Origin of the sequence: Streptomyces sp. NPDC021622 (assembly GCF_040640795.1) — a bacterium.
Lineage (GTDB): Bacteria > Actinomycetota > Actinomycetes > Streptomycetales > Streptomycetaceae > Streptomyces.
Genome location: NZ_JBFACK010000002.1, coordinates 297,558 through 313,057, shown reverse-complemented (window position 1 = coordinate 313,057; position 15,500 = coordinate 297,558). Strand labels below are relative to the sequence as shown.

15 protein-coding genes are annotated in these 15,500 nt (G+C 70.4%); 8 read left to right on the top strand and 7 right to left on the bottom strand.

The window, feature by feature from the left end:
• Positions 1 to 168: 168 nt before the first annotated feature.
• Both AB0G47_RS05745 and AB0G47_RS05740 read left to right on the top strand, forming a co-directional pair.
• A complete protein-coding gene (locus tag AB0G47_RS05745; RefSeq protein WP_360765122.1) occupies positions 169 to 1,644 on the top strand; it encodes an AlkA N-terminal domain-containing protein in 1,476 nt (491 codons plus the stop codon).
• Positions 1,645 to 1,702: 58 nt separating this feature from the next.
• On the top strand, positions 1,703 to 2,203 hold the full coding sequence (locus tag AB0G47_RS05740) for a methylated-DNA--[protein]-cysteine S-methyltransferase (RefSeq protein ID WP_360764421.1): 501 nt from the start codon (positions 1,703 to 1,705) through the stop codon (positions 2,201 to 2,203).
• A 69-nt stretch (positions 2,204 to 2,272) separates the two neighbouring features.
• Here the strand turns inward: AB0G47_RS05740 and AB0G47_RS05735 are convergent, their stop codons facing one another.
• Positions 2,273 to 2,764: an NUDIX hydrolase gene (locus AB0G47_RS05735; RefSeq protein ID WP_360764419.1), complete on the bottom strand. Its 492-nt coding sequence runs from the start codon at positions 2,762 to 2,764 to the stop codon at positions 2,273 to 2,275.
• A gap of 40 nt (positions 2,765 to 2,804) precedes the next feature.
• Entirely contained in the window at positions 2,805 to 3,875 is a 1,071-nt protein-coding gene (locus AB0G47_RS05730) for an ADP-ribosylglycohydrolase family protein (RefSeq protein ID WP_360764417.1), read from the bottom strand.
• Between the two features lie 367 nt (positions 3,876 to 4,242).
• On the opposite strand from AB0G47_RS05730, the gene AB0G47_RS05725 reads away from it, so the two are divergent.
• Entirely contained in the window at positions 4,243 to 5,421 is a 1,179-nt protein-coding gene (locus AB0G47_RS05725; protein ID WP_360764416.1) for a glycerate kinase, read from the top strand.
• Positions 5,422 to 5,659: 238 nt separating this feature from the next.
• Here AB0G47_RS05725 and AB0G47_RS05720 read toward each other — a convergent pair whose 3' ends face one another.
• Complete coding sequence (locus tag AB0G47_RS05720; RefSeq protein ID WP_360764414.1) at positions 5,660 to 6,859, bottom strand: helix-turn-helix domain-containing protein; 1,200 nt, start codon at positions 6,857 to 6,859, stop codon at positions 5,660 to 5,662.
• Positions 6,860 to 7,082: 223 nt separating this feature from the next.
• Between AB0G47_RS05720 and AB0G47_RS05715 the strand changes: the two genes are divergently transcribed.
• Genes AB0G47_RS05715 through AB0G47_RS05695 form a run of 5 tightly spaced genes read left to right on the top strand, consistent with a single transcriptional unit; the run spans position 7,083 to position 11,973 of the window.
• Entirely contained in the window at positions 7,083 to 7,895 is an 813-nt protein-coding gene (locus tag AB0G47_RS05715; protein ID WP_360764412.1) for an ABC transporter ATP-binding protein, read from the top strand.
• A complete protein-coding gene (locus tag AB0G47_RS05710; RefSeq protein WP_360764410.1) occupies positions 7,892 to 8,707 on the top strand; it encodes an ABC transporter ATP-binding protein in 816 nt (271 codons plus the stop codon). The genes AB0G47_RS05715 and AB0G47_RS05710 overlap by 4 nt, the downstream gene beginning before the upstream one ends.
• Positions 8,704 to 9,594: a branched-chain amino acid ABC transporter permease gene (locus AB0G47_RS05705; RefSeq protein ID WP_360764408.1), complete on the top strand. Its 891-nt coding sequence runs from the start codon at positions 8,704 to 8,706 to the stop codon at positions 9,592 to 9,594. The genes AB0G47_RS05710 and AB0G47_RS05705 overlap by 4 nt, the downstream gene beginning before the upstream one ends.
• A gap of 46 nt (positions 9,595 to 9,640) precedes the next feature.
• Entirely contained in the window at positions 9,641 to 10,711 is a 1,071-nt protein-coding gene (locus AB0G47_RS05700; RefSeq protein WP_360765119.1) for a branched-chain amino acid ABC transporter permease, read from the top strand.
• Positions 10,708 to 11,973, top strand: a complete 1,266-nt coding sequence (locus AB0G47_RS05695; protein WP_360764406.1) for an ABC transporter substrate-binding protein — start codon at positions 10,708 to 10,710, stop codon at positions 11,971 to 11,973. The genes AB0G47_RS05700 and AB0G47_RS05695 overlap by 4 nt, the downstream gene beginning before the upstream one ends.
• 120 nt (positions 11,974 to 12,093) lie before the next feature.
• On the opposite strand, the gene pssA is transcribed toward AB0G47_RS05695, so the two are convergent.
• From pssA to AB0G47_RS05675, 4 genes are all read right to left on the bottom strand, one after another.
• On the bottom strand, positions 12,094 to 12,948 hold the full coding sequence (gene pssA, locus AB0G47_RS05690) for a CDP-diacylglycerol--serine O-phosphatidyltransferase (RefSeq protein ID WP_360764405.1): 855 nt from the start codon (positions 12,946 to 12,948) through the stop codon (positions 12,094 to 12,096).
• Positions 12,935 to 13,600 carry a phosphatidylserine decarboxylase gene (locus AB0G47_RS05685; protein ID WP_360764403.1) on the bottom strand — a complete coding sequence of 222 codons (666 nt, stop codon included), beginning with the start codon at positions 13,598 to 13,600 and terminating at the stop codon, positions 12,935 to 12,937. The genes pssA and AB0G47_RS05685 overlap by 14 nt, the downstream gene beginning before the upstream one ends.
• A gap of 171 nt (positions 13,601 to 13,771) precedes the next feature.
• Positions 13,772 to 14,977, bottom strand: a complete 1,206-nt coding sequence (locus AB0G47_RS05680; protein WP_360764401.1) for an acyl-CoA dehydrogenase family protein — start codon at positions 14,975 to 14,977, stop codon at positions 13,772 to 13,774.
• A 2-nt stretch (positions 14,978 to 14,979) separates the two neighbouring features.
• Complete coding sequence (locus tag AB0G47_RS05675; protein WP_360764399.1) at positions 14,980 to 15,495, bottom strand: MaoC family dehydratase; 516 nt, start codon at positions 15,493 to 15,495, stop codon at positions 14,980 to 14,982.
• Positions 15,496 to 15,500 lie beyond the last annotated feature (5 nt).

Here is a 15,500-nt window from a genome sequence, read left to right as displayed (position 1 = left end):
AACGCCTGCCCACAGCCGAGACAGTCGGTAGGGGGAGGCTGTGGCGGGCCACGGACCGCGTCGAGGTCCATGTCGGATTTTCGCCAGCCACCCATGTCCGCCATGCACGATCCTTGAGCCATGCCCACCGTCACGGCAACCTCCTCCGCCCAGGCCAGTGCCAGCGCAATGCATCACGACGCCGACCGCTGCGTACGCGCAGTTCAGTCGAAGGACGCCCGGTTCGACGGGTGGTTCTTCACCGCGGTTCTCACCACCCGGATCTACTGCCGCCCCAGCTGCCCCGTGGTCCCCCCGAAGCCCGAGAACATGAGCTTCTACCCGAGTGCGGCAGCCTGCCAGCAGGCCGGATTCCGGGCCTGCAAGCGCTGCCGCCCCGACAGCAGCCCCGGCTCCCCGGAGTGGAACCAGCGCGCGGACCTGGTGGCCCGCGCGATGCGCCTCATCGGGGATGGAGTGGTCGACCGCGAAGGCGTCCCGGGCCTGGCCGGCCGCCTCGGCTACAGCACCCGCCAGGTCGAGCGACAGCTCCTCGCGGAGCTCGGCGCGGGGCCGCTCGCCCTGGCCCGCGCCCAGCGCGCGCAGACCGCGCGGCTGCTCATCGAGACGACCACGCTGCCCATGGCGGAGATCGCCTTCGCCGCGGGCTTCTCGTCGATCCGTACGTTCAACGACACGGTACGAGAGGTCTTCGCCCTCGCCCCGGGCGAGCTGAGGGCCCGGGTGCCCAAGACGGCCGCACCCAAGCCCGCCGCCCCCGGAGTGCTCTCCCTCCGCCTGCCCTTCCGCGCCCCGCTCACCCCGGACAACCTCTTCGGCCACCTCATCGCCACCGCCGTACCCGGCGTGGAGGAGTGGCGCGACGGGGCGTACCGACGCACCCTGCGCCTGCCCTACGGGCACGGAGTCGTCGCCCTCACCCTGACCCCCGACCACATCGCCTGCCGTCTCAGCCTCAACGACCTGCGCGACCTCACCATCGCCATCAGCCGGTGCCGCCGCATGCTGGACCTGGACGCCGACCCGGCGGCCGTCGACGGCCAGTTGCGCGCCGACCCGCTGCTCGCGCCGCTGGTCGACAAGGCGCCGGGACGCCGCGTGCCGCGCACGGTCGACGAGGCGGAGTTCGCCGTACGCGCGGTGCTCGGCCAGCAGGTCTCCACGGCCGCAGCCCGCACCCACGCCGCGCGTCTGGTCACCGCGCACGGAGAGCCGGTCGACGACCCGGAGGGCGGCCTCACGCACCTCTTCCCGGCGCCGGAAGCGCTCGCCGCGCTCGACCCGGAGGCGCTGGCGCTGCCGCGCAGCCGCCGCACCACGCTGACCACCCTCGTACGTCACCTCGCCGACGGATCGCTCAGGCTCGGCGTGGAGAGCGACTGGGACGAGGCCAGGGCGCGGCTCATGGAACTGCCCGGGTTCGGCCCCTGGACGGTGGAGGTCATCGCGATGCGTGCGCTCGGCGACCCGGACGCGTTCCTGCCGTCCGATCTAGGAATCCGGCGCGCCGCACAGGAGTTGGGCCTTCCGCATACCCCGGCCGCGCTCACCGCGCGCGCCGCGGCCTGGCGCCCCTGGCGGGCGTACGCGGTCCAGTACCTGTGGGCCACCGACGAGCACCCCATCAACACGATCCCCGCGTAAAGATCACGCGTAAAGATCCCGCGTAAAGACCCCGCGTAAAGAAAAGGGCGGCACTCTCATGCACCGTCAGCACACCCTCATCGACAGCCCCTACGGGCCGCTCACCCTCGTGTCCACCGACGGCACCCTCAGCGGCCTCTACATGACGGAGCAGCGCCACCGTCCACCCGAGGAGACCTTCGGCGACCGCGATCCCGCGCCGTTCGGCGAGGCGATCAGCCAGCTGGAGGCGTATTTCGCGGGCGAGTTGACGGAGTTCGACCTGCCGCTGCGCCTGGACGGCACGCCCTTCCAGCGCACCGTCTGGCGACAGCTCCAGCTGATCCCGTACGGCGAGACCCGTACGTACGGACAGCTCGCGGACGCACTGGGCAAACCCAACGCGTCCCGGGCGGTGGGCCTGGCCAACGGCAAGAACCCGATCGGCGTCATCGTCCCCTGCCACCGCGTCATCGGCGCGAGCGGCAGCCTGACCGGCTACGGCGGCGGACTCGACCGCAAGCAGCGGCTGCTGGCCTTCGAGGGCGCGACGACCGGCAGCGAAGCCGCGCTCTTCTAAGCGAAGCACCGCTCTTCTAGCGAAGCCGCGCTCTTCTAGGGAGTGCCGCCCCGCAGCCCCATCGCTGCCTCAGCCCACCCGCACCCCGCTCTCCAGCTCCACCGCACCCTGCCCCGCGTCGAGCGCCGCGAGTCCCGCGAGGACCCGAAGACCCAGCTCGCCCGGCAAGTACTCGCGCAGCTCTTCGCGGGCCACCAGGCGCCAGGAGAGCAGCTCCTCCTCCTGGAGGCGGATCGACTTCAGCTGGTCCTCGTCGAGCACCCCGCCGTCGTACAGATAGGCGACCAGCGGTGGCCGGTCCGCACCGGGAACCCAGTCCACGACGAGCAGCGGCCCCAGTTCGAGGTCCAGGCCGATCTCCTCGGCGGTCTCGCGCCGTGCCCCCTGGCGTGGTGTCTCTCCGTCGTCCGACTCGATGGTCCCGCCGGGCAGCGCCCAGCCGTCACGGTAGTTGGGTTCGACGAGCAGCACCCGTCCCTCGGCGTCCCTGAAGAGCGCGGCGGCCCCGGCGATGACGCGGGGGAGGCCTGCGATGTATGTGGCGTAGTCCTGGAAGGTCACACCGGAAGCCTAGACGCAGCGGCCGCCGCGACCCTGTGCGTCACACGCGTGGCGCTTCGGCCAAGTCCACGGTCCGCGCGGCCAGTTCACTGATCCGGGACCCGTCGAAGCCGAACACCGCGCTCCGCACCCGGTCCTCGAGGGGATCGCGCCACTGGGCAGGGATCGCCTTGGCGCCGCACAGCACGCCCGCGACCGATCCGGCCGTCGCGCCGTTCGAGTCCGTGTCCAGGCCGCCGCGCACCGTCAGGGCGATGGTGCGGGTGAAGTCCCCATCGCCGTACAGGAGTCCGGCGGTCAGGACGGCGGAGTTCGGCACCGTGTGGATCCAGCCGAGCCCCGCGGTCTCCTCCTCCGAGGTTGCCAGGGTCTCCTCCCAGCCGAGCCCGGCGTCGTGCAGCGAGAGGACCCGGCGCACCGTACGGGCGAGCTTGCTGCTCGACGGGATCACGCCGAGGGCCGCGTCGAGCGCCGCACGAGGTGTCGGCGCGCTGAACGCGGCCGAGATGAGCGCCGCCGCCCACATCGCCCCGTACACGCCGTTGCCGGTGTGCGAGAGGACGGCGTCGCGGCGGGCCAGCGCGGCGGCGCGGCGCGGGGCGCCGGGACAGGTCCAGCCGAAGATGTCGGCGCGGATGAGGGCGCCGATCCACTCCTGGTAGGCGTTGTCGTAGGTCGCGGTGAGCGGCGGCTTGAGCCCGTTCGCGAGATTCCGGTACGCGGCCCGCTCCGCCGTGAAGGTCTGCAGATAGGGCAGGCGAAGCAGCCACAGCTCGCCGACCTGTTCCGTGCTGAATCCGAAGCCGTGCGTCTCCAGGAGGTCGAGGCCGAGGATCGCGTAGTCGACGTCGTCGTCACGGCAGCTGCCGTGCACCCCGCCCCGTACGCACCGCTGCCACTCGGGCCGCAGCTGGAACTCCTCGACCCAGGAGGGGGGTTCGGGCAGATAGTCGGTGAGCGGCAGCGCGTCGGCCTGCCGCAGATAGCGCTTGATGCGATCACGCGTCCAGTAGTCGCCCCGCTCGATGGGTTTGCCGAGCATGTTGCCGGCGATCCGCCCGATCCAGCCGCCGAGTACGCGGTCGGCGAGTTCCGCATGCACTGGGGTCATGCGTCCGGTTTACCGAATTCGCGGTGCTTCCGCGCGGTCAACGCGACGCCTTTGTCGCGGAGCATGAGAAGTTTGTCCGGTTTTCGGCGAGAAAATGGGAGCGCATATGGAACGCCGTACGACCGCGCCGGCCGCCGCCGTCGTCGTCCTTGGGGCCCTCTCCGCCGCGGGTTCCGTGGCGGAGAGGCTGATCGATCATTTTCCATGATCCACCTGACCGTCTTTGAGGCGATTAAGGACGATTTAGGGTCTGAATCTGCCGCCCTCGTGAGAAGGCAGCCATGGGCAGGCGGCCCCATCTGCGGTTATGGTCGCAGCGGCGCGACTGCCTTGACGTGAGCAAGGCCGGAAAGCAAGGGGATGCAAGGTGGCGGACGCTGCTGAGACGGCGGGGCGTGTGCGGCATGCGCGGGATGCGCAGCATGTGCTCATTGCCGCGGACAAGTTCAAGGGGTCGCTCACGGCCGTGGAGGTCGCCGAGCGGGTGACGGCCGGGCTCCGCCGCGTCGACCCGAAGGTGGAGGTCGAGGCGCTGCCGGTGGCCGACGGCGGTGACGGCACGGTCGCCGCGGCGGTCGCGGCCGGTTTCGAACGCCGCGAGGTGCGGGTCACGGGACCGCTCGGCGACGAGGTCACCGCGGCGTACGCGCTGCGCGACGGGACCGCAGTGGTCGAGATGGCGGAGGCGTCCGGCCTCCAGCTGCTGCCCGAGGGCGTGTTCGCGCCGCTCACGTCCACGACGTACGGCTCTGGAGAGCTGCTCCTTGCCGCGCTCGATGCGGGGGCGCGGACGATCGTCTTCGGCGTCGGCGGCAGCGCGACGACCGACGGCGGTGCGGGGATGCTGGCCGCGCTCGGCGCGGTGTTCCTGGACGCCGAGGGTGCGCCGGTGGCGCCGGGCGGCGGCCCGCTGGCCTCGCTGGCGCGTGCGGACCTGTCCGGCCTGGATGCCCGGTTCGCCGAGGTGGACCTCGTCCTCGCCAGCGACGTGGACAACCCGCTGACGGGACCGAAGGGCGCGCCCGCGGTGTACGGGCCGCAGAAGGGGGCGACTCCGGAGGACGTGGCCGAGCTGGACGCGGCGCTCGCGCACTTCGCGCGGGTGCTCTCCGAGTCGGTCGGTTCCGCCGCCCTTGAGTACGCGGAGTCTCCCGGGGCCGGAGCGGCCGGTGGCATCGGCTATGGCGCGCTCGTCGGGCTCGGCGCGAGCTTCCGGCCCGGCATCGAGGTCATGCTGGACGTCCTCGGCTTCGCGCCCGCGCTGGAGCGGGCGACGCTGGTGATCACGGGTGAGGGTTCGCTGGACGAGCAGACCCTGCACGGGAAGGCTCCCGCCGGGGTCGCGGCGGCGGCGCGTGCCGCGGGCGTCGAGGTCGTCGCGGTCTGCGGCCGCCTTGCCCTCCCGGCGGAGGCGCTGGGCCGCGCCGGGATCCGGCGGGCGTACGCACTCACTGACGTGGAGCCGGATGTGGCGCGCTGCATTGCCGAGGCCGGGCCGATTCTGGAGACGGTGGCGGAAGGGATCGCCCGGGACTTCCTCGTCTGACGTAGGGGCGGTCCCTGCGGGGCCTTCCCCAATCCCGCCCCTTCCCGAAACCATGGGGCTCCGCCCCCTGGACCCCCGTTCAAGATGGCCTCAAACGCCGGCCGGGCTGGATATATCCAGCCCGGCCGGAATCTCTCAGCCCGGCCGCAATCATTCAGCCCGTCCGGCGTTTGAGGACGAACTCGGCGAAGCCGGTGATCGACGGCCACCGCACCCCCGGGTTCCGCCCAGGACCGCCTCACCCCGGCGTCAGCCGATACGCATCCAACGCCAGCGTCATCTCCATCAGATCCCGCGGCCGGGCCAACGACCGCGAGGTCAGCTGCTCCAACCGCCGCAAGCGGTTGAACACCGTGTTCCGGTGGCAGTACAGACGCCCGGCCGCCCGCCCGGCGGACCCCTCGCACACCAGCCACGCGTCCAGCGTCTCAAGGAGCACCGCCCGATCCCCCGGTTCGAGGGCGAGCACCTCCCCGAGCACGTCGGACACCAGGCGCCCCGCCAGCTCCGGCTGGCTCACCACAAGCGCCGTCGGCATCCGCTGATCGAGCCGTACGATCCCGCTCGCGTCCGGCGGACACGTCCGCAGGGCCAGTTCCGCGAGCCGCCGCGCGTGGCCCAGCTCGGCGAGGCCCGCCACCACGGGGCTGATCCCGCCGGGACCGGGGCAGCGCCCGTCAAGGGCGGTGGCCAGCGCGTCAAGGCCGTCCTCCGCGCCCAGCGCGACCACCCCCACCTCCCGGTCCGCCCGCATCCGCCAGACGAAACGGAACCCGGCCTGCTGGATCTGCCGGTGGAACGCCGCACGCCCGTCCCGTCGCTCGGCCCGCAGCACCACCACCGCGTACGGCCCCCGCTCCGGCAGATCAAGACCCGCGGCCACCTGCGCGGCGAGCCCGGGAGCCGACTGGCCCTCCAGAAGCGCGTCGAGCAGCGCCTGCAACTGCTCGTCGGTGCGCCGCCGCAGCTCCATCTCCGTCGCCCGGTACGCGTCGGACGCGGCCGCCGCCTGCGCGTCCACCGCCGACCACACCATCGTCGCCGAGCGCATCAGGACCGCGAGGCGTTCCGGGTCCTGCCCGACCGTGCCTTCCAGGAGCGCGTCCCAGACCAGATAGCCCGCGTTGCGGTACGAGTGCACCACCAGGTCGAGCGGCAGGCCCTGCTGCGCCCGCCGCCGCCCCGCCTCCTCGGCGTACTCCAGATCGCGGCGCGGCGACGCGCGCGGCGCCGAGGTCGTCTCGATGCCGATCCGTATCGCCTCCTCGGCCTCCTGCCACTGCTGGTCGTACGGAAGCACCCGCGCGTACACCGGGGAGTGCTCGAAGAGCTGCCGCAGATGTTCGTCCACCAGCTCGGGGATGCGGGGCAGCAGCGCCCTGCACGCCTCCTTGAGCACCTTCCAGTCGTGACCTGTCCGAGGCCTGCGCCCGCTCACGGTGTTCCCCCTCGCCGCCGCCCGTCGCCCCTCTTCGTGCGGAGGATGCCACCGCTCGGCCGCCCCCGGCAGGCCCCTGACACGGGGTGTTGTGCCCGTGCACAACCGGCGGGCGATCCCGCTGGTCACCCGCAGCGATTCGGCCACAGGCCGTGGACGGGCGCCCCGCGCGGTGCTGGGGTGAGCGCCACGCGCAGGGCGGGCGGAGAGCAGGGGGTCCCAGGTGGGTGGTTCCGGACTCGTGGTGCGGGACGCGTCGGTCGGATACGGGCCGGTGCGCGCGCTGCGGCAGGTGTCGATCGAGGTGCCTGACGGTGCCGTCGTCGCCGTGCTCGGCGGCAACGGCGCGGGCAAGTCGACGCTCCTGCGCGCCATTTCGCGCACGCTTTCCTTCCACCGAGGGGCGCTCACCTCGGGCTCGGTCCACTTCGGCGGGCGGCGCGTCGACGGCTGGCACGCGGACCGCGTCGTGGCCGCCGGGGTCTCCCAAGTACCTGAAGGCAGGCGGGTGTTCGCGCGGATGACGGTCGCGGACAATCTGCGGGCGGGCGCGCTGGGCTCCGCGGGAAGCCGGGCGGTGAAGGCCACCGCCCTGAGCCGCGTCCACGAACTCTTCCCGGTGCTCGCCGAGCGTGCAGGCCAGCGCGCCGGTCTCCTCTCGGGCGGCGAACAGCAGATGCTGGCGGTGGCCAGGGCCCTGATGGCATCGCCGAAGCTGCTGCTCCTCGACGAACCCTCCCTCGGACTCGCCCCGTTGATGGCCGCCCGCATCGCCGACACCGTCCAGGAGATCAACGCCCAGGGCACCTCGGTCCTGCTGGTCGAGCAGAACGCCGCGCTCGCCCTGCGCCTGGCATCCCATGCGTACGTCCTGGACGTCGGCGAAGTGGCGCTCGCGGGCCCCGCGGACGACCTTGCCGCATCCGACGAGGTGCGCCGCCGCTATCTCGGCGTGGTCGACGAGACCGCGGCGGACGACGCGTCGCGCGGCGTCGGCGCGCTCCCGGTGCTCGGGCGATGGGCGGGCCGGCGATGACCGGTGACCGTCCGGCGGCCGACACGCCGCCCTTCGAAGCGGACGTACCGCCGCTTGACGTAAGGGAGTTGACCGTCCGCTTCGCTGGCCTCACCGCGCTCGACGCCGTCAGCTTCACGGTCAGGCCCGGCACCGTGCACGCCGTCATCGGACCCAACGGCGCGGGCAAGTCCACCTGCTTCAACGTCCTGTCCGGGGTGTACCGCGCCACCGGCGGCACCGCCCGCTTCGGGGAGCACGAGCTGACGGCCATGGCGCCGCACCGCATCGCCGACCTGGGCGTCGCGCGGATCTTCCAGAACCTCGCACTGCCGCCGCGCGCCACCGTCGCCGACAGCCTGATGCTCGGCCGCCACCGGCTCACCCGCACCGGCTTCGTGGCAGCGGGGCTGCGCCTGCCGTCGGCCGCCCGCGAGGAGCGGCTGCATCGCGAACGGGTCCGGGAGATCGCCGCGTTCGTCGGCATCGAGCGTCAACTCGAAGCGCCCGCGGGCTCGTTGCCCTACGGGCAGCAGAAGCTCGCCGAACTCGCCCGCGCCCTGTGCATGGAACCCCGGCTGCTCCTTCTCGACGAACCCGTGGCGGGGATGACCGCGGACGAGCGGCGCCGCACCGCCGCCGTCATCGCCGGCGTACGCGACAGCCTCGGCATCTCGATCGTCCTGGTGGAACACGACATGGGGGTGGTGATGCGGCTCGCGGACGCGGTGACCGTACTGGACTTCGGGCGCCGCATCGCCGACGGCACCCCGGCGGACGTACAGAACGACCCGGCGGTCGTGCGGGCCTACCTGGGGGAGGGCACCCGGTGACCACCTTCGTCGAACTCCTCCTCAACGGCCTCTCGATGGGCTCCGTCTACGCCCTGATCGCCCTCGGCTTCGTCGTCATCTTCCGCGCCACCGAAGTGGTGAACTTCGCGCACGCCTCGCTGCTCCTGGCGGGCGGCTACATCACCGCGTCCCTCCACGACGACATCGGCTTCTGGCCGGCGCTGCTCGTCGGCATCGCGGGCGCCGCGGTGGTCGGTGCCGCCGTCGAGTTCCTCGTCATGCGGCGCTACCGGGGCGCCGACCACAGTGTGCTCGCCATCGTCACCATCGGCGTGGACATCCTGCTCACCACCGAACTCACCCGGCGCCTCGGCACCGACGTGCTCGCGCTCGGCGACCCGTGGGGCGACTCCGTGCTCACGGTGGGGTCGATCTCCCTCGCCCACACGCGGATCGCCGCGTTCGTCGCCGCGGCCCTCCTCATCACCGTCTTCCTGCTCGCCTTCCGGTACACCTCCTGGGGCGTGGCGATGCGCGCCGCCGCCGAGAGCCCGGAGACCGCCGCGCTGATGGGCGTACGGCTCGGCAGGGTCTCGCTCGGCGCGTGGGCCGTTGCGGGCGGGCTCGCCGCCGTGGCCGCGCTCTTCCTCACCGTCTTCCCGACCCCCGGGCTCGAACGGGCCACATCGCTCGCCGCGTTGAAGGCGTTCCCCGCAGCGATCCTCGGCGGCCTCGACTCCACCACGGGCGCCCTGGTCGGCGGCCTCGTGGTGGGCGTGACGGAGTCGCTCGCCACCGGATACCAGAGCGAACTCACTTTCCTGGGGCGGGGGTTGGGCGACCTCGCGCCCTATCTCGTCATGACGGTCATCCTCCTCATCCGGCCCGCCGGACTCTTCGGCACGAAGGAGCTCGCCCGTGTCTGAAGTCCTCGCCCGCGGCCGCGAGTTGCGCTCCCGCAGTCGTACGGCACTGCGCGGCCCCCGGGCCTACGTCTGGGCCGCGGGGGCGGTGCTCCTGCTCGCCCTGCCCTTCTACCTCGACCGGTTCTGGCTGCAGGCGGGGCTCTTCGCCATGGCGGCCGCGATCGGCGCGATCGGCATCAACCTCCTCACCGGCGCGACCGGCCAACTCTCCATGGGGCACGCCTTCTTCCTCGCCATCGGCGCGTACGGATACTGCGTCCTTGCGGGGGACGGCGAGGGCGGCCTGACCGGGCTCGGCCTGCCGACCTGGATCGCCGCCGCGCTGGCCGTCGCCATCGCGGGCCTTGCGGGCGGGCTCTTCAGCCCCATCGCGGGGCGCCTGCGCGGCGCGTACCTCGGCATCGCGACCCTCGCCCTGATCTTCATCGGGCAGCACGTGCTCTTCAACGCCCACGACCTGACGGGTGGCTCCAACGGCCGCGACGTGCCGCCCCTGAGCGTCTTCGGGATCACCTTCGACGACAGTGAACTCGTCGTCGCCGCCGTGCCGTTCGGGGCATCGGAGAAGCTCTGGTACGCGGGGCTCGTCCTCCTCGTCGGCTGCGGACTCTTCGCCCGCGGCGTGCTGCGCGGACGCCCAGGGCGCGCCATGAACGCCATCCGCGACCACCGCATCGCCGCCGGCGTCATCGGCGTGCCCGTCGCCCGCTACCGGGCCGGTGTCTTCGTCCTGTCGTCGATGTACGCGGGCCTGGCCGGGGTACTGCTCGCCCTGGTCTTCCAGCGCACCGTGCCGGACTACTTCGGCATGACGCTGTCCCTCGAATACCTCGCCATGATCGTCATCGGCGGCCTCGGCTCGGTCGCGGGCGCGGTGGCCGGTGCCGCCGTGGTGTCCCTGCTGCCCCAGCTCCTGACCCGGTACAGCGACGCACTGCCGCTGGTCTCGGCCCCCGGCACCGGCGGGATCACACCGGGTGAGGCGTCCCGGTACCTGTACGGCGCCGCCGTCGTGGCGGTGGTCCTTTTCCTGCCCGGCGGTCTGGCCGGCATCGCCGCCCGGCGATCCAGGCCGACGTCCGGCCGGGCTTCAGTGGAATCAGGGGAGGAACGATGAGTTCACGCACACGGAAGCGGGCCACCGCGGCGGTCACGGCGCTCGCCGCACTGCTGGCCCTGGCGGCCTGCAGCTCCAAGGCGAACGACGACGACGGCGACAAGAAGGGCGCGGGCGGGGTCAAGACCGGCGACGGCATCTCCGGGAAGACGATCAACCTCGGCGTGCTCACCGACATGACCGGCGTGTACGCGACCCTCGGCAAGAGCGTCACCCAGGCCCAGCAGCTCTACGTCAAGCAGACCAACGCCGACGGCGGCATCTGCGGACACAAGCTGAAGCTGACCATCCGCGACCACGGCTACGACCCCCAGAAGGCGGTCGCCGCGTACACCGAACTGGAGCCGGACGTCCTCGGCTTCGCCCAGTTCATCGGCTCGCCCTTCGTCGCCGCGGTCAAACAGCGCGTCGACGGCAACAAGGGCCTGGTGCTTCCGCAGGCCTGGTCGGCGAACCTGCTCGGCAGCCCGTATGTGCGGGTGGTCGGCTCGACGTACGACCTGGAGACGATCAACGCGATCGACTTCCTGATGAAGGAGAAGGGCCTCAAGAAGGGCGACAAGCTCGGCCATGTCTACTTCGAGGGCGACTACGGCGAGAACGCCCTGAAGGGCTCGCAGCACATGGCGAAGGAGTCGGGCCTCACCGTCGTCGAGCAGAAGATCAAGGCGACCGACAACGACATGACGGCGCAGGTGTCCGCCCTGAAGAAGGCCGGCGTCAAGGGCATCGTCATCAGCGCGGGTCCCCGGCAGGCGGCGTCGCTGGTGGGTGTGGCCGCGGCGGGGAAGTTCGACGTCCCGATCATCGGCAACAACTCGGCGTTCTCGCCCCAGCTCCTGGGCACCCAGGCGGGCCCGGCCCTCGCGAAGAACTACTACGTGGCATCGCCGACCCTCCCGATCGGCGCGGACACGGCAGCGGCGAAGAAGCTGGTCGCCGACTACAAGGCGGCCTACCCCAAGGACGCCCTCGACAACGGCGTGACGGCGGGCTGGACCGCGGCCTCCGTCTTCGGCGAGGCCCTGAAGAAGGCCTGCGAGAGCAAGGACCTCACCCGTGAGGGCGTCGACAAGGCGCTCCTGACCATCGACGCGTACGACACGGGATTCGGCGTCACGCAGAACTTCACCGACCCCAAGTCCCCGTCCTCCAAGGAGAGCGTGATCCTGCGCCCCGACAAGAGCGCGACGGGCGGCATGAAGGTCGTCCGCGAACCGGGCGCTTCGGAGGCGGCCGAGGGATACACGCCGGGGGCGTGAGCACCGGCTCGACGAGGCAGGGGCGGCGGCCAGAAGACCTTCCTGCCCGTCCGGCGATTGAAAACCAAAGGGGGCCCGAACCATACGGTTCAGGCCCCCAGAGGCAACGTTCAAGCGCCGCTACGGCAACTGCGCCGCCCGCGCTTCCCTCCGGTTGTCCCGGAAGTTGTTCACCCGGCGAGCCGTCGCGAACAGGGGAATCACCGCGCCCAGGACCAGCTGCAGCGCACACCCGGTCTGGAGGAGCAGCTGACCGCCCGGGGCCTCGAAGGCCCACGCGGCGAGGAGCCCCATCGCCGCGACGATCCACGCCAGCATCGCCACCGCCAGCGGCCCCCGCGGCTTCGGATACTCGACCCGGCTCACCATGAGCCACGCCGTACCGATGATCGCGAGCAGCGTCGCCACGAACGGCAGCTCAAGGAGCACGATCGAGACGACCGTCAGCGCGCCGAACGGCGACGGCATGCCCTGGAAGGTGCCGTCCTTCACGGTCACGCACGAGAACCGCGCAAGCCGCAGCACCACCGCCAGCAACACCACGATCGCTCCGACCGCGGCCACTCTCTGGTGCGCGTCGTCCGCGACCATGCCGTAGACCAGGACGAAGTACGCCGGCGCCAGACCGAAGCTGATCAGGTCCGACAGGTTGTCCAGCTCCGCGCCCATCGGCGAGGACCGCAGCTTTCGCGCCACGAGCCCGTCGAAGAGGTCGAAGACGGCCGCGCAGAGCATCAGGATCACGGCGGTCGCTGCGGAGTGCCGCGCCATGCCGCTTTCGGTGCTTCCCTGCACGTACGGGATGAGGATGCCCGTGGTGGTGAAGTACACCGCCATGAACCCGCACGTGGCATTACCGAGCGTGAGGGTGTCCGCTATTGAGAGGCGGAGTGAGAGAGGCATCTCCTCGTCCGCCTCGTCCTCCGCCGCCTCGGGAACCCAGCCGGCCTGTGTCTCAGGATCAACCACGGTCAATTCGAGTCACCCCAGCCACGGTCTTCTGACCGACCTCGACGTCCACTTCGACACCCTCGGGGAGGTAGATGTCGACGCGGGAGCCGAACCGGATCAGGCCGATGCGCTCGCCCTGCTCGACCTTCGTGCCCTGGGGCACGTAAGGCACGATGCGCCGCGCGACCGCGCCCGCGATCTGGATCATCTCGATGTCACCGAGCTCGGTGTCGAAGTGCCAGACAACGCGCTCGTTGTTCTCGCTCTCCTTGTTGAACGCCGGGACGAACCCGCCGGGGATGTGCTCCACGGACGTCACCGTGCCCGCGAGGGGCGCGCGGTTGACGTGGACGTTCAGCGGGCTCATGAAGATCGCGACGCGGGTGCGTCCGTCCTTCCACGGCATGATGCTCTGCACCACACCGTCGGCCGGCGAGATGACCCGGCCCTGGGAGATCTCGCGCTCGGGGTCGCGGAAGAACCACAGCATGCCCGCAGCGAGCGCGGTGGTCGGTACGGCGACGGCCGCGGCAACCCCCAACTTGGGGGCGCGACGCGCGCGGACGAGGCTGATTGCCGCGGTGGCGACGGTCGGCAGGAGCCACGGCGATGCTCCGCGCGCAAGACGACCCTTGAGGATGCCATCGCGTGGTGCAGAGGTTTGGCTGTGGGGCATGGATGACCTTCGTAGCGGATGATGCCGCGCAGTTAACGGGGGGACGGCGGCTTTTCCGGGATGCTATCGGTTGCGAGCCACAACTGGGCAAGCCAGGAAGCCGAGTCAACGGCCGAAGAGCGTTGACAGGGTGTGATCTTCTTCTCGACGAAAACACCCCAAATCAGACATCTAGTCCTGGAATCGATACTCTTCGAGCAGTCGCCGGCCAATGATCATTTTCTGGATTTCGGCGGTACCTTCACCGATCAGCAGCATCGGAGCCTCACGGTAGAGGCGCTCGATCTCGTACTCCTTCGAGAAGCCGTAACCGCCATGAATCCGGAACGCGTCCTCTACGACTTCTTTGCAGTATTCGGACGCGAGGTACTTCGCCATCCCTGCTTCGAGGTCATTTCGTTCCCCGGAGTCCTTTTTGCGTGCTGCGTTCACCATCATCGCATGGGCGGCCTCGACCTTGGTAGCCATCTCGGCCAGCTTGAACTGAATCGCCTGGTGCTGAGCGATCGCCTTGCCGAAAGTGTGGCGTTGCTGGGCATACGAGACACCCAGCTCAAATGCACGCTGTGCGACGCCGCAGCCACGCGCCGCGACATTCACGCGGCCGACTTCGACGCCGTCCATCATTTGGTAAAACCCTCGGCCGGTGACCCCGCCAAGTACGCGATTGGCCGGAATGCGCAGTCCGTCCATGATGAGTTCGGTCGTGTCGACGCCCTTGTAACCCATCTTGTCGATCTTCCCGGGGATGGTGAGGCCGGGGCGGACCTCTCCGAATCCGGGCTCCTTCTCGACGAGGAAGGTCGTCATCGACTTGTGGGGCGCCGTGCCCTCGGGGTGTCCTTCGTCACTTCGGCACAGAACGGCCACCAGAGTCGACGTTCCGCCGTTCGTCAGCCACATCTTCTGACCGTTGAGAACGTACTCGTCGCCGTCCTTGACGCCCTTGGACGTGATCGCCGACACATCGGAGCCGAGCCCCGGCTCCGACATGGAGAACGCGCCGCGCACCTCGCCGGCCGCCATCCGCGGAAGGAAGGTGTCCTTCTGCTCCTGGGTGCCGTGCTGCTTGAGCATGTAGGCCACGATGAAGTGCGTGTTGATGATGCCGGAGACCGACATCCAGCCACGCGCTATCTCCTCGACGCACAGCGCGTACGTGAGAAGCGACTCGCCCAGACCGCCGTACTCCTCCGGGATCATCAGGCCGAAGAGGCCCAACTCCTTGAGGCCGTCCACGATCTGCTGCGGGTACTCGTCGCGGTGCTCGAGTTCCGTCGCGACCGGAATGATCTCCTTGTCGACGAAGTCCCGGACGGTGGAGAGGATCTCCTGCTGGATGTCGGTGAGACCGGCGGTCTGCGCGAGTCGGCTCATGGCTACTTCTTCTCCTGGCTCTTCGGCTCCGGGCGGCCGGGCTGCTCGCCGCCGCGCTCCTTGATGTACGTCTCGGTGGGCACCATCACCTTGCGGCGGAACACGCAGACCAGCGTGCCGTCCTGCTTGTAGCCCTTGGTCTCCACGTAGACGATCCCGCGGTCGTTCTTCGACTTCGACGGGGTCTTGTCCAGGACGGTCGTCTCGCCGTAGATCGTGTCGCCGTGGAAGGTCGGCGCCACGTGCTTGAGCGACTCGACCTCCAGGTTGGCGATCGCCTTGCCCGAGACGTCCGGCACGGACATGCCCAGGAGCAGCGAGTAGATGTAGTTCCCCACGACGACGTTCTTCCCGAAGTCGGTCGTCTTCTCCGCATAGTTGATGTCCATGTGGAGGGGGTGGTGGTTCATCGTCAGGAGGCAGAAGAGGTGGTCGTCGTACTCGGTGACCGTCTTTCCGGGCCAGTGCTTGTAGACGTCCCCGACGGTGAACTCTTCGTAGGTGCGGCCGAACTGCATGAGTC